This is a genomic window from Glutamicibacter sp. B1, from assembly GCF_039602135.1.
Classification (GTDB): Bacteria; Actinomycetota; Actinomycetes; order Actinomycetales; family Micrococcaceae; genus Glutamicibacter; species Glutamicibacter ectropisis.
Window position 1 is genome coordinate 2,184,723 of record NZ_CP125942.1, and the last position, 13,734, is coordinate 2,198,456.

The following is a 13,734-nucleotide window of genomic DNA, read 5'->3' on the forward strand; positions in this document are numbered from 1 at the left end:
TCGCTGTTTTTACTTCAGGAAGTCAGGAACATCAAGGTCGTCGTTGGAACCGTTGAGGTCCGAATCGACAACGTCAGGAAGTTCCTGGAACGAGCCCTTGCTATCAGCAGCAGGCTTTTCCTCAGCTACCGGTGCTGGCTTGGCAGCTTCCGGTGCTGGCTGCGACTGCGTTTCAGGCGCTGTTGCAGGTACCGGCTCAACTGGACGCGAAGATACAGCTGGCTTTGCTGCTACTGGGGTCATTGGCTTGCTGGTGACATCTGGCTCGTCGAAGCCGGCAGCAATCACGGTAACACGTGCTTCATCACCCAAGGCGTCGTCAATGACGGCACCGAAAATGATGTTAGCTTCTGGGTGAGCTACTTCCTGGACCAGGCGAGCAGCTTCGTTGATTTCGAACAGACCGAGGTCAGAACCACCCTGGATGGACAGCAGCACGCCGTGCGCACCGTCAATTGAGGCTTCCAGAAGTGGCGATGCGATGGCCAACTCCGCAGCCTTAACTGCGCGGTCTTCACCCCGTGCTGAGCCAATGCCCATGAGCGCTGAACCCGCACCCTGCATGACGGACTTAACGTCCGCGAAGTCCAAGTTGATCAGACCGGAAGTGGTGATCAAGTCGGTGATGCCCTGGACACCGGACAGCAGAACCTGGTCTGCCTGGCGGAAGGCATCAAGAACCGAAACGTTGCGATCCGAGATAGATAGCAGTCGGTCATTTGGAATGACGATCAAGGTATCAACTTCGTCGCGCAGGGCTTCGATGCCCGACTCGGCGGAGTTAGCGCGACGGCGACCTTCAAAAGTGAATGGACGGGTAACGACACCAATGGTCAGTGCGCCAAGGGAGCGTGCGATACGTGCAACTACCGGAGCGCCACCGGTACCGGTGCCACCGCCTTCACCGGCGGTAACGAAGACCATATCGGCGCCACGAAGGACGTCTTCAATTTCTTCGACATGATCTTCCGCTGCCTGACGTCCCACATCTGGGTTGGCGCCAGCGCCGAGGCCACGAGTAAGTTCGCGTCCCACGTCGAGTTTGACGTCGGCATCACTCATAAGCAGAGCCTGAGCATCGGTGTTAATGGCGATGAACTCAACGCCCTTGAGACCGACTTCGATCATTCGATTGACTGCGTTTACACCGCCACCGCCGATACCGACGACTTTAATGACCGCGAGGTAATTCTGTGGAGCTGCCACGTCCCGCTTCCCTTGTTAGATGTGCTACATGAATCACGACCCAACCTGAAACCTTCACCTTTAGCCTTAAGGTTTAGGTTCTGTCAAGTTGTCGTTATTAGAAACGCTATGAGTCGTGTGGTCTTTGTGCAACGACCGCCTAGGCGTGTCGCTTGTTCAAAACTATCTTTCCAGAATTTCTTGGCTTATTGGTCTTCCCGCGCCCAGAGGAACGCGACTTAATAAACCACTGGATTCTCTGGGTTAGTCACGTCAATGGTGGTCTTAGCCGCATACTTGTCACTCAAGTTTTTGACGAAGATCTCGGCCACCTCATTTTTCAGAGCCGATTTGGAAGCATCGCCCCAGATCAATGTGCGCTTCTTCGGTAATGACAACTCCGCAAATCCTGCCTTGGACAGTGACGCAGTTGAGACTTCCTGAAGCACGGATTCATCGACGGTGCTCAAAATGCCGGTAAGAAGTTTAAACTTCTCTGGATCCTTGGTTTCGTCGCTGGCCTTGACCTTAGGAAGTTTAGTCTTGTCGTCTTTTCCTAAAGTACGAAGCTTCTTCCCGTTTTCGGAGACCAAATATTCCTTATCTCCGTCCACGAGAATTGCCACAGGCACCGCTTCGATGACTTCAACTACCAACGTGTCTGGCATCTGAGCCTTGACAACGATTTGTTCAATGGCAGGCTGGTCGCCCAAAAGCTCCTGCACCTTTGATTCTGAAATCCTCGGAAGCGGAGTCCCCTTCAAAGGTTCCAACGACTCAGTCAGTTTCGTGGAGTTCACCAATTTGGTTCCGGTTACTTCAATGTTCTTCGCGGCCAATAATGGCGAGAAACTGAGAATCAAGACCGCGACGAGACTCAAGACGACGATGCTCGCGGCAATAATGATTAAGAGCTTGCGTCGCTTCTTCTCAGGACTTGCGGGAAGTTCTACGACTTTTGCTTCTTCACCCATGGAACACCTTGTTTGGTTGAAACGACCAACGTCAGTGGTCTACGACATTTTCGAGTAGAGGCTAGCTCAGGGAGGCCACAATCTGCGGACCCAGTGCAGTGACGTCGCCAGCACCAATGGTCATCACGACGTCTCCCGGTTCGGCTTGTTCCACTACGTGTGCCACCGCTGCAGCGGGACTCAACACATGAGTTGGAACCTCGACACGGGAAGCAATCAATTCGCTGGTGACACCCTCGATTGGTTCTTCTCGTGCAGGATAAATATCCAAGACCGCGACAGAGTCAGCCAACGAGAGCGCTTTAGCGAATTCGCGGTAGAACTCCTTGGTGCGACTGAACAGGTGTGGCTGGAAGACCACGTGTAGGTGGCCCTGGCCCGCGACAGTACGACCAGCAGAAAGAGCAGCTAGCACTTCGGTGGGGTGGTGGGCGTAGTCATCATAAACACGAACATTGTCGACGTTCCCCTTAAGCTCAAACCGGCGGGCTGCACCAGAGAAACTCGCAAGTGCCTTTAACGCGTCGTCAATCTCAAGCCCCGCATCAATACCCACCGACAGCGCTGCGGTCGCGTTGAGCAGATTGTGCTGACCGGGCACCGACAAATCAAGGGTGTGGCTTTCTGAGCCATCCAACTGAACCAGAGCGCTAAAGCGCCCGTCGTCGGTAGATTGGGCTTGGGATAGTCGGCGGTCAGCGTGCTCACTGAAGCCATAGGTCAAGACTCGAAGATCACTGCGTTCCTGGCGCATCTTGCGTGCCAAGTCGTTGGCTCCGGGATCATCGGCACAGCAAATAAGCAAACCATCCTCGGGAAGCAGACGCGCGAAGTCAACGAATGCCTGATGTACAGCTTCCTCGGTACCGTAGTGATCGAGGTGGTCTGCTTCAACGTTGGTCACGATAATAACGTCGGGACGATAGTTCAGGAATGAGGCGTCAGATTCGTCAGCCTCAGCAACGAAGTACCCGCCCTCGCCCAACTCGGCGTTGGTCCCCAAGCTCGGAATGTTGGCACCTACGGCGAAACTTGGGCGTGCGCCGACGGCTTTGAGCATATGAGCAGTCAGCGACGTAGTGGTGGTTTTACCGTGGGTACCAGCAATGGTGACAATCTTCTCGTGGCCACGCATGGTTGCTTCAAGGCCTTCGGAACGGTGCAAGATCTTCAACCCGCGGCGAACTGCCTCATCGTATTCTGGATTGCCCGGTTTGATAATCGAAGAGATCACCACGGTTTGCGCGTCGCCCAGATTAGCGGGATCGTATCCAACCTCAATGCGGGCACCGCGCTCACGCAGACTCTCCAACACTGGAAGGTCCTTGGCATCAGTGCCGGAGACTTCCAGCCCGTAGTCCAGCAGCAATCGAGCAACTGCCGAAACACCTACACCGCCAACGCCCATGAGGTGTACTTTGCCTAGTTCAGCGTGCAGTTCGGTGGCGCGCAATGCCATTGTTCTAGCCTTCCTGACCCGCACGACGACGGGTTGAAACTTCGTCAATAATTCGACGCGCCATGATTTGTGCGGCGTCGCGCTTCCCTAAAGAAGCAGCTTTCTGAGACATCTGTTCAAGTTTATGCTGATCGCCCAGCAAACTAATGACATTTTCGGTGATGTAAGACTTGGTGAATTCATCATCCGAGACCAGCACGGCTCCCCCGGCGGCAACCAACTCACGGGCGTTGAGCTTCTGCTCCCCGTTACCGATCGGCAGCGGAACCAAGACGGCGGCTGTTCCAGCCACGGCTAGTTCGCACACCGTTCCGGCTCCGGAACGGCACACCATCAAATCGGCGACTGCGTAGGCGTAGTCCATCCGGTCCACGTATTCGAGTTGCGTGTATCCCTCGTGAGTGAGGAGCTGACCTTCAGCGTCTAGGATCTGCTTGCCACGTCCAGTAATGTGCACGGTATGTACACCGGCGGCATTGAGCTCAGCCAAGGAATCAGCAATCGCGGTATTGATGCTTTGCGCTCCCGAGGACCCGCCAGTGACCAGAAGAATCGGCTTCTCATCGGTGACACCGAAGTAGGCGCGAGCCTCATCACGCAGTGCCGACCGATCCATTTGGGCCACGTTGGAACGCATCGGCATTCCTACCTGTACCTCACCGGGCAAACCGGAGTTGCTGAACGTGGTTCCGACAAAGGCAGCATTTTTTGCGCCAAGCTTATTGGCCATTCCTGCGACCGAGTTGGCCTCGTGAACAAAAATCGGAAGCTTGAGTTGTTTTGCCGCCAGATAAGCTGGCGTGCACACATAACCTCCGACCCCGAGGACCGCTTCCGCACCGGTCTGTTTCAAGATGCGTTTTGCCTGATTCAGTGCAGTGATGAATCGGAACGGGAACTTGATCAGATCAAGATTGATGCTGCGCGGCATCGGAGCTTTAGGGATGAGCTCAAGTTGGTAGCCAGCTTCTGGAACCAGTTTGGTTTCCAGTCCGCCAGGTGAACCCAGCGCGGTAATCTCCACATCAGCTTGTTCGTCCTTGACTGCGTCAGCAATCGCTAGCATCGGCGAAATGTGCCCTGCTGTGCCGCCACCGGCAACAACAAGTCGCATTGCTTGAGTCATCTGGTCTTCTGCTCCTTCGTCCCGTTCATCCGGGATTAGTGCCCCACGTCATCGAACCGAAGAGCTACTACGTCATTAATACGAGTAAGAATCACACGCTATTTGGCGTCTTTTGGTTTAGCAATTTTCTTCCCTGCCGAAGAATCAAAGGCAAGTTTTTGAGCCCTAGCCGAGGACAGCACAAATCCCATGGCCAACATAATGGCCAGCATGGCCGAACCACCGGAGGAGATAAACGGCAAGGGCACACCAATCACTGGCAGCACACCGGTGACGGTACCAAGGTTCACGAAGGTCTGACCGATTACCCATGACATCAGGCAGCCCATCAGGATCTTGGTGTACAAGTCACTGGCACGCAGTGCGATGCGGTACATGGCCAAGGCCAAGAGCACAAACATCACCAGTACGAAAAGTACGCCAATGAAACCGAACTCTTCGCCCAGGATGGAGAAGATAAAGTCATTTTGCGCTTCAGGAACGTAGGACCACTTCATACGAGACTGGCCGGCTCCGACACCGAACCATCCACCCGAGGCGAAGGCGTGTAGGCCCATACTTGCCTGGTAGCACAGCTGATCGCTGGGACCACAGTCGGTATCGAGCCACGCCAATACACGCTGACGGCGGTTAGAAGACCCCATGACTGCCACGGCCAAGCCGACGAGTCCAACGGCTCCAAATCCGGCCAACCATTTCATTTTGATGCCGCCCAGGAACATCGCCGCAGCAATAATCATCAGCAATACCAAAGCGGTACCCACGTCTTTACCCAGAACGACCAAGCCCACGATGCCAATACCCACCGGTGCTACTACCGGGATAGTCAGGTGTTTGATGTCGTGAAGAAGATGTTGTTTCTTCTCGAGCATGAAAGCAGCAAAAACGGCTAGAGCTAATTTGGCAAACTCACTTGGTTGCAGACCCAATGGACCGATCTTGATCCAGTTTCGGTTACCTAGCACTTCACGCCCCAAGGGAGTGAACGCAACCAAGAAGAGAAGCACGAAAGCGCCGATGGCCGATGGCCAGGCCAGTCGCTTGAGGGTGGTCGGTTTGATGAACTGCATTCCCAACATGCAAACGATGCCGATACCAGCAAACGTTGCTTGCGATAGTGCGACGGTAAATCCGTCCTTGCCTTTGGCAATCGCTTCCACCGATGCGGAGGACTGCACCATCAACACGCCGAAGACGGCGAGCACGACGGAGACGACAACCACCAACCAGTAGTCCATCGAGGCCATGCGTCCGCTGGCGTTTTCTACGCCACCGATCAGCTTGGCGAACCAAGGTGTCTTCTGTTTGGCCCCAGTGGACGGTCGTTGTTGCTTGGTCGCCATCGGTGCCTCCTGCCTCGGTGTCGTCTATTCGGTGAATGCTTGCTTAGTTGCCTTCGTCAGCTTTATCCATCAGATCACTGACGGCGCTGATAAATGCGTTGCCACGCTGGGCATAGGAGCTGAATTGATCCATAGAAGCTGCTGCAGGTGCCATGAGCACGGTGTCCCCAGGCTGGGCGAGCTCGGCTGCCTTGTATACGGCACGGGTCATCACCTGAGTGCCCGAAGGGTCAGCAGCGTCAGTTTCCTTGGCCTGCGCGGTAATGTTGATGACTTCAACATCCGGCGCCTTGGCTGCTAGGGCCGCAACTAACCCTGCGGTATCGGTGCCGATGAGCAGAACCTTGGCTAGGCGATGTGCATGCTTGGTGATGAGATCTTCATACTCCACACCTTTGGACAGGCCACCGGCGATCCACACAACGCGGGTAAATGCTGCCAGTGATGCATCAGCAGCGTGCGGATTGGTCGCCTTGGAGTCGTTAATCCACAGAATGTCGTTCTTGCGGGCCACCGCTTGAATGCGGTGGGCGCCCGAATCAAATCCGCTCAAGCCTGCAGCGACGGCGTCCGGCTCAACCCCATAAGCGCGGGTCAATGCAGCAGCAGCGGCCGCATTGGCAGCGGTGTGCCGCGGCACGATCTCACCGATTTGGTTCAAAGGGATCAGTTCCACCGCATTGGTTTTGCGATCTTCGATGTAAGCGCGATCGACTAAGAGGTTTTCGACAACACCAATCATGGACACCGCGGGCGAATCGGTAGTGAAACCGATGGCACGGCAGCCTTCAACCACATCAGCGTTTTCTACCATGCTGATGGTGACTTCTTCTTCAGCATTAAAGATCGCGGCGACCTGAGTACGCTCGTAGATCTTGGCCTTGGCAGCCTGATAGTTCTCGAATCCGTCGTGCCAGTCCACATGGTCTTCAGCGATGTTCAGGACTACGGAGGCCAGCGGAGAAATGCTGTGGGTGTAGTGCAGTTGGAAGCTGGAGAGCTCTACGGCAAAGACGTCGTAGTCCACTGGTTCACGTACGGCATCCAAGATAGGGGTGCCGACATTGCCCACAGCGATGGCTTTCAAGCCCGCTGCCTGCAAGATGGCTTCGGTCATGCCCACGGTGGTGGTTTTGCCATTGGTGCCGGTGATCGCCAACCATTTCGGGGCCTTATGCCCTGCACGGTTCTGCACACGCCATGCCAACTCAATGTCACTCCAGATCGCAATGCCAGCCTCGGCGGCTTCGGCGATTACTGGGTTGCGTGGGTTCCACCCTGGAGAAACCATGACCAGTTGGGCAGCTTGGCCGTCGACCAATGGCAGCGTCTGAACATTCTCAGCACCAAGGAGTACCTCGTGTGCCCCGACAATTTTCAGAGTCTCGGCCCGCTGCTGGTTCAGCTCATCGTTTTTACCGTCAATCACGGTGACGATAGCACCGAGCTCGATCAGCGTGTCTGCGGCGGAGAAGCCAGAAAGTCCCAGCCCGGCGACGACAACGCGCAGACCTTTCCAGTCAGCATCCCAACTGGTCAGTGAATCCAATACATTCTTGGCATCTGCGCTCACAGTGCGACAACCCATTCAGAGTAGAAGAGTCCTAGACCGGCGGCCACGAAAAGGCCAGCTAGGATCCAGAAACGAATAACAACATTTTCCTCGGACCATCCCGAGAGCTCGAAGTGGTGCTGCAACGGTGCCATCTTGAACACGCGCTTACCACCGGAGAGTTTGAAGTAGCCCACCTGGATGATCACCGATAGGGAGATAATCACGAAGAGGCCAGCGATGACAACCAGCAGCAGCTGGGTGCGTGAAAGGATCGCGAAGGCGGCCACTGCACCACCGATGGCCAGCGAACCGGTGTCGCCCATGAAAATCTTCGCTGGTTTTGCGTTGAACCAGAGGAAAGCGATGAGTGCACCGGAAAGGGTGGCGCCCAATAGGGCCAGATCCTGAGGGTCGCGCACCGAGTAGCAAACGTCCATGGAGTTGCTGTTGGAGCAAGCCTGATTCTGCTGCCAGATGCCCATCAGCGTGTAGGCGCCAAAGACCATGATCGAGGCGCCTGTGGCTAGCCCATCCAGACCGTCGGTGAGGTTCACAGCGTTGGTGGTACCAGTAACGATGAAGTTGGCCCAAATGACAAACAGGACTAGACCCACCATAGGACCAGCGAACGCAAGGTCGATATTGGTATCGCGCAGGAAGGAGATCGCTGTGGAGCCCGGGGTCAGGCCACGTTCATCAGGGAACTGCAGTGCTAGTACGGCAAAGCTGATACCGATGATTGCCTGCAGAACGATCTTTTGCCAGGCGCGCAGGCCCAGCGAACGCTTCTTGAAAATCTTGATGAAGTCATCGAGGAAGCCGACCAGTCCCATGCCGCCGAAGAGCAGCAATACCAGAAGGCCAGTGGCGGTAATGCCCGCTGAAGAGCGTCCCATGAGCGCGAGGATGCCGTGGGTGGCGAAGTAGGCGACAAAGACGGCCAGAACAAAGACCACACCACCCATAGTTGGCGTACCGGACTTCACAGCGTGCGAGTTTGGCCCGTCATCACGAACGACCTGCCCATACTGCTTCTTGGTCAGCAGCTGGATATAGAGTGGCATTGCCACCATGGTCAATACGAGGGCAATACCTGCCCCTAAGATCAATGCGATCACGCTTCTTCGCCTTCCTTCACGAATGCTGCGATGTCGTCGCCGAGGAAGCGCAGACCGGCCCCATTAGAGGACTTGAACAAGGCAATATCGCCTGGCTGGAGTTCTTTTTGCAATAGCTCGCGGGCTTCATCCACGCTTGGAACGTAGTAGGCTTCATCGCCCCAGCTACCTTCAAGCACGGCGGAGTTGTAGGCCGGTTTAGCTCCGCGGCCTACCACCACAAGTTTCTTGATGTTCATTCGAACCGCCATGCGTCCGAGCAGATCATGTTGGTGGATGCTCTCATCCCCAAGTTCAAGCATCTCGCCCAAAACCGCCCAAGTTCGGCGTCCCGGAGCCCCGTCCTCACCCAGGCCCAGTTCGGCCAGGGTGACCAAGGCGGCGCGCATGGATTCAGGGTTAGCGTTGTAAGCGTCATTGATAATGCTTACGCCGTCAGCTCGCTCAATGCGTTCCATTCGCCAGCGACTTCCGGCGGCCTGACCATTGAGGTTATCTGCGATGACCTGTGGGGCAACGTCCAAGGCATAGGCAGCATTCGCGGCGGCCAAAATGTTGCTGACGTGGTGGCGTCCCAACAAGCCAGAGGTAATCCGCTGGCTAAATCCGTTAGGGAATTCCAAGGTCAATTCAGGCTGACCGGAGCTATTGACTACTACATCGGTAGCCCAGACTCCGGCACGTTCTGGTTTTTGTGCCCCGGTTCCGAAGAATCGCACTTCGGCCTTGGCGCGGGAGTCCATGCGTGCCACGCGGGCATCTTCCGCGTTCAAGATGGCAATACCATCGGTGTCCAAGGCTTCGACGAGTTCGCCCTTGGCCTTTTCGATGTTTTCAACGCCACCGAATTCTCCAGCGTGTGCGGTACCAACACAAAGCACGACACCCACGTGTGGGTGCACCATATCGGTGAGGTAGGTCAGGTGGCCTACCCCGGTTGCACCCATCTCAATAACGAAGAACTTCGTGTCTTCGGTTGCGCTGAAGACGGTGAGCGGAACGCCGACCTCTCCGTTGTAGGAACCGATCGGTGAAACAGTTGGCGCTACCTTCGAAAGGATGCCCGCCAGCAGATCCTTGGTGGTGGTTTTACCAGCTGAGCCAGTGATGCCCACGACCTTGGCATCGTTTTTAGCTTTGAGGTACTCGACGATGTGAGCGGCAATCTTGCCCATGGCTTCCACCGCGTCCTCGACGATGATCGCTGGGTGCACCGCGCGGGCATCGTCATAGGTCAGACGTTCAGCTAACGCCAGTACGGCACCGGCGGCCAAAGCCTTATCGATGAAGGCGTGTCCATCGGAAAATTCTCCGGGTTTGGCTACGAACAGGCAGCCGGCGGTGACTTCACGTGAATCCGTGGTCACCGAAGTAACCACCGTGTCGGAGGCGGCTGTTGCGCTCGCTTCTCCCCCGGTGATCTTCAAAAGGTCAGTCAAAGACAGTTCAATCATGGCATTAAGGACTTTACACTTGAGCGGTGATGATCATGGTCGTATTCCCTCTAGGAATTGGTCACAAATCCATGAAGATTTAGCGCGTTCGCCAGTTCCACACGGTCATCGAGTTCAACGTCCATTCCCGCAACGTCTTGGCTAACTTCGTGTCCGCGGCCGGCGACCAGAATCGCGTCATGCTCCTGCGCTAAACTCACAGCGAATTCCACGGCTTTAGCGCGTGGCGCGACGTTGTAAAGCTCGGTGGTGAGGCCTTCAGAGTCAATAGCCTGTTGTGCACCGGTTGCTACCTGCTCACGAATCGGCTCGGGCGCTTCCCCGTGTGGGTCATCATCGGTGACGATCACAATGTCCGCATGGCGAGCAGCCACCGCACCCATGTCTGGGCGTTTGGTTTTATCGCGTTCGCCGGTAGCCCCAAAGACCACGATCCGCCGTCCCTGGGCTCCCGGTCGTACCGAGTCCAAGGCCTTGGCAAGCGCATCGGAGTTGTGAGCGAAGTCCACGACAGCCACTGGCGATTCGGCGACCACCTGCATACGTCCTGGCACAGCCACCGATAAAGGATCCTTGGCGTCGAGTGCCTGCTGCAAGCGCTGAAGCTCAACGCCGCCGGCAAGAACCATGAGCGTCGCTAATGCAGCGTTGGCGACGTTAAACATGCCTGGTAGCGCGGTACGGGTATGCAACTGACGACCATCACGGTGCTTGAGTGTGAAGCGATGTCCCAGTCCGGAGTGCTCCAGTTCGGTGACGCGCCAATCAGCGTGCTTGTGGTTCTCATCCAGACTCAATGACTCGGTAGGAATCTGTGCTTGGTCAACCAGACGGGCACCATAAGGATCATCAACCATAACCACTGCCGCCGAGCTGTGCTCGGGGGTGAACAACTGGGCTTTGGTCTGGTAGTAGTCTTCCATCGTCCCGTGCAGGTCCAGGTGATCCTGCGTCAGGTTGGTGTAGCCAGACACCGCAAAGTTCAAAGCATCAACGCGGCCATAGCTCAAGGAATGGCTGGATACTTCCATGGCTACAGAATTCACGCTTTGTTGCGCCATCCGTGCCAACACTCCGTGAAGCTGCGTTGACTCTGGGGTGGTCAGCACGCTGGGGATGATCTGACCGCGGGCGGACATCTCGATGGTGCCGATCAGTCCAGTTTCTTCGCCTAAGGCTTCAAGGATTGCTCGAATCATGAAGGTCGTGGTGGTCTTGCCGTTGGTACCGGTGACCGCGAAGAGCTGAGGGCAGTGCTCGTTGGTACCGTAAACGGCTTGAGCTACTTTGGCTGCCGCCTTACGTACATCGGCGACCACAGCCACTGGAATCGAAAAATCATCCGGGAGGAATTCCAGACCAGCAGTATCGGTGATCAGGGCGACGGCCCCGTTGGAAATGGCAGTGTCCACAAATTCGGCCCCATGACGCTTAGCACCGCAGATGCCCAAGAAAACATCTCCTGGCTGCACGATCTGTGGGTTCATGCTGACCCCGAGGATCTGTGGAGTCGCGTTGAATAGCGTTCCGGTACGTACTGCGCCGGCCGCTGCGCATACCTGGTCAAAGCCCACGCCTGCCATATTCTCTGGACGAAGGTACCGTTCCAACTCACGCGGAGTTCCGGGTTTCTGGACTACCAAGATTTCTTTTGTTCCTTACCTACAAAGACGTCGTACGCCTCTGACTTTGTCGTGCTCGGTGGCACATTGAATGTGTTCAGCGTGTGGCTCATAACGTCGGTAAACGTGTCAGCCACCGAGAAGTCTTTCCAGTTGCCCTGTGGACGGTACATCGTGGCAACGACCACAAACTGTGGATCTTCCAGCGGAGCTACACCCGCAAAGGAATAAGTATAACCGTCGTAACCCTTGGCGCTGGCGGCCTGTCCGGTACCGGTCTTACCACCGACACGGTAACCAGGAATAGCTTCTTTGTAACCGGTTCCGTAGTCGACCACGGATTCCATGATCTTCAGCATCTCTTTGGAAGTCGATTCCTTGATGACACGCGTTTGCGCAGGTTCTTCGGTTTTGGTGATCGAACCGTCTTCATTTCGGTAGCCCTCAATCAAGCTAGGAGCCACGCGAACACCACCATTGGCGATGGCTTGGAAGATCGAAGCAGTGTGCAACACGGTTTGTGAGTAGCCCTGACCAAACATGGTCGTGTACTGCTGGCGACGATCCCAGTTCTCTGGTTTTGCCAACTGGCCAGCGCTAGCACCGTTCAGGCCGATCTGAATGGGGGAACCCAGGCCAAAGGCCTTCATGTAGTCGTAGCGAGTCTGCTTGCTCATCTTGCTACCGACCATCACGGTACCGGTGTTGTATGAACGAGCGAAGATACCTGCGACGGTCATGTCGTAGGTGGGGTGTTCCAAGGAGTCGTTGATGGTTTCCTTGGTAAAGGTCTTCTTGTGTGGCACGGTGAACTCATCGGTGGCTTTGACCACGCCTTGGTCCAAGGCTGCTGCGAAGATCGGGGCTTTACCGGTGGAGCCAGGTTCAAAGGCGCGCGTAATAGAGGTCGAGTGACGGAACTCTGGATCCGTGGCTCCAGGATCATTCGGGTCCAATTCAGCCGAGTCACCGATGGCCAAGATCTTGCCGGTCTTGACTCCCATGACGACCACGGAGACCCATTCAGCGTTAAACTCTGCTTGCTTCTTTTCGGCAGCACGCTGCGCCACGTAATTAATATCCGAGTCAATGGTCAGAAGAACATCTTGCCCGTTGACCGCTGGAGTTTCTTCAGTTTCGGTGACGGGAATGCGCACCCCGTCGGCGCTGACTTCGTATTTGCGGCTACCAGCAGTTCCGGCCAGGTGCTCTTCTTGACTTAGTTCTAGACCTTCGGCACCGACGACATTGGTCTGATCTTCGTTGTTTTTCACAAACCCAAGCAACGGACCCGCAATAACGCCCTGCGGATATTGGCGTTCGCTACTCAGGGTCGTCGTGAGGCGTGGAATACCAATTTCGCGGACTTCGTTTCGGACTTCTGGGGTCACGCTCTTGGCAATGACCACGTAGCCCTTAGGCTTCGCGTCGCCTTGTGGCTGGACTTTTTTGGCGAGTTCTTCGGGATCTTGGTCCAGTGCCTCGGCCAGTTCATTGATGGCCTGATCCCAGCTGATGCGTTCATGGCCGTTGGAGCCGTCGCGCTTGGCACGACGAATGTCGGCATCCTGTTCGCGCTGGTCGATCGCCAAGTCGTAACGGTCGACAGACACAGCCAGCGTGGTTCCATTGCGGTCTTCAATGGAACCACGGGTTGGGGCAATGACTTCTTCGCGTTCACGGCTCGCTTGAGCCGCATTGGCGACAGTAGCTGCATTGATACCTTGGACCCAGACAAGGCGGGCCAAGATGATCACCAACAGAGTTACTGAGAGGATCAGTACGAAGCGCATCCGCTTTTTCGCAGTGTCGATTGCCGTCGAACTCACAATGAACCTAACTTTCCCTCAGCATGGTTTCCAGCAGTAACAGCTAGTTCAGTTCTAGCTTAGAAAGAT

10 protein-coding genes are annotated in these 13,734 nt (G+C 55.7%); all 10 read right to left on the reverse strand.

The features are described 5' to 3' along the window. Positions 1–9: 9 nt before the first annotated feature. Complete coding sequence (ftsZ, locus tag QMQ05_RS10150) at positions 10–1,206, reverse strand: cell division protein FtsZ (protein WP_345469710.1); 1,197 nt, start codon at positions 1,204–1,206, stop codon at positions 10–12. Between the two features lie 218 nt (positions 1,207–1,424). Continuing rightward, complete coding sequence (locus tag QMQ05_RS10155) at positions 1,425–2,159, reverse strand: cell division protein FtsQ/DivIB (RefSeq protein ID WP_345469712.1); 735 nt, start codon at positions 2,157–2,159, stop codon at positions 1,425–1,427. A 61-nt stretch (positions 2,160–2,220) separates the two neighbouring features. Further along, positions 2,221–3,618, reverse strand: a complete 1,398-nt coding sequence (murC, locus tag QMQ05_RS10160; RefSeq protein ID WP_345469714.1) for a UDP-N-acetylmuramate--L-alanine ligase — start codon at positions 3,616–3,618, stop codon at positions 2,221–2,223. Between the two features lie 4 nt (positions 3,619–3,622). After that, positions 3,623–4,744 (reverse strand): undecaprenyldiphospho-muramoylpentapeptide beta-N-acetylglucosaminyltransferase, encoded by a 1,122-nt coding sequence (gene murG / locus QMQ05_RS10165; RefSeq protein ID WP_345469716.1) that lies wholly within the window; start codon positions 4,742–4,744, stop codon positions 3,623–3,625. A 98-nt stretch (positions 4,745–4,842) separates the two neighbouring features. Further along, complete coding sequence (ftsW, locus tag QMQ05_RS10170; protein ID WP_345469718.1) at positions 4,843–6,087, reverse strand: putative lipid II flippase FtsW; 1,245 nt, start codon at positions 6,085–6,087, stop codon at positions 4,843–4,845. Between the two features lie 43 nt (positions 6,088–6,130). Continuing rightward, a complete protein-coding gene (gene murD, locus QMQ05_RS10175) occupies positions 6,131–7,675 on the reverse strand; it encodes a UDP-N-acetylmuramoyl-L-alanine--D-glutamate ligase (RefSeq protein ID WP_345469720.1) in 1,545 nt (514 codons plus the stop codon). Further along, entirely contained in the window at positions 7,657–8,760 is a 1,104-nt protein-coding gene (gene mraY / locus QMQ05_RS10180) for a phospho-N-acetylmuramoyl-pentapeptide-transferase (RefSeq protein ID WP_345469722.1), read from the reverse strand. The genes murD and mraY overlap by 19 nt, the downstream gene beginning before the upstream one ends. After that, positions 8,757–10,214: a UDP-N-acetylmuramoyl-tripeptide--D-alanyl-D-alanine ligase gene (locus QMQ05_RS10185; RefSeq protein ID WP_345469724.1), complete on the reverse strand. Its 1,458-nt coding sequence runs from the start codon at positions 10,212–10,214 to the stop codon at positions 8,757–8,759. Before QMQ05_RS10185 ends, mraY begins: the two co-directional genes overlap by 4 nt. A 50-nt stretch (positions 10,215–10,264) precedes the next feature. Next, positions 10,265–11,857 carry a UDP-N-acetylmuramoyl-L-alanyl-D-glutamate--2,6-diaminopimelate ligase gene (locus QMQ05_RS10190; protein ID WP_345469725.1) on the reverse strand — a complete coding sequence of 531 codons (1,593 nt, stop codon included), beginning with the start codon at positions 11,855–11,857 and terminating at the stop codon, positions 10,265–10,267. Continuing rightward, positions 11,851–13,665: a peptidoglycan D,D-transpeptidase FtsI family protein gene (locus QMQ05_RS10195; protein ID WP_345469727.1), complete on the reverse strand. Its 1,815-nt coding sequence runs from the start codon at positions 13,663–13,665 to the stop codon at positions 11,851–11,853. Before QMQ05_RS10195 ends, QMQ05_RS10190 begins: the two co-directional genes overlap by 7 nt. Between the last annotated feature and the right edge of the window lie 69 nt (positions 13,666–13,734).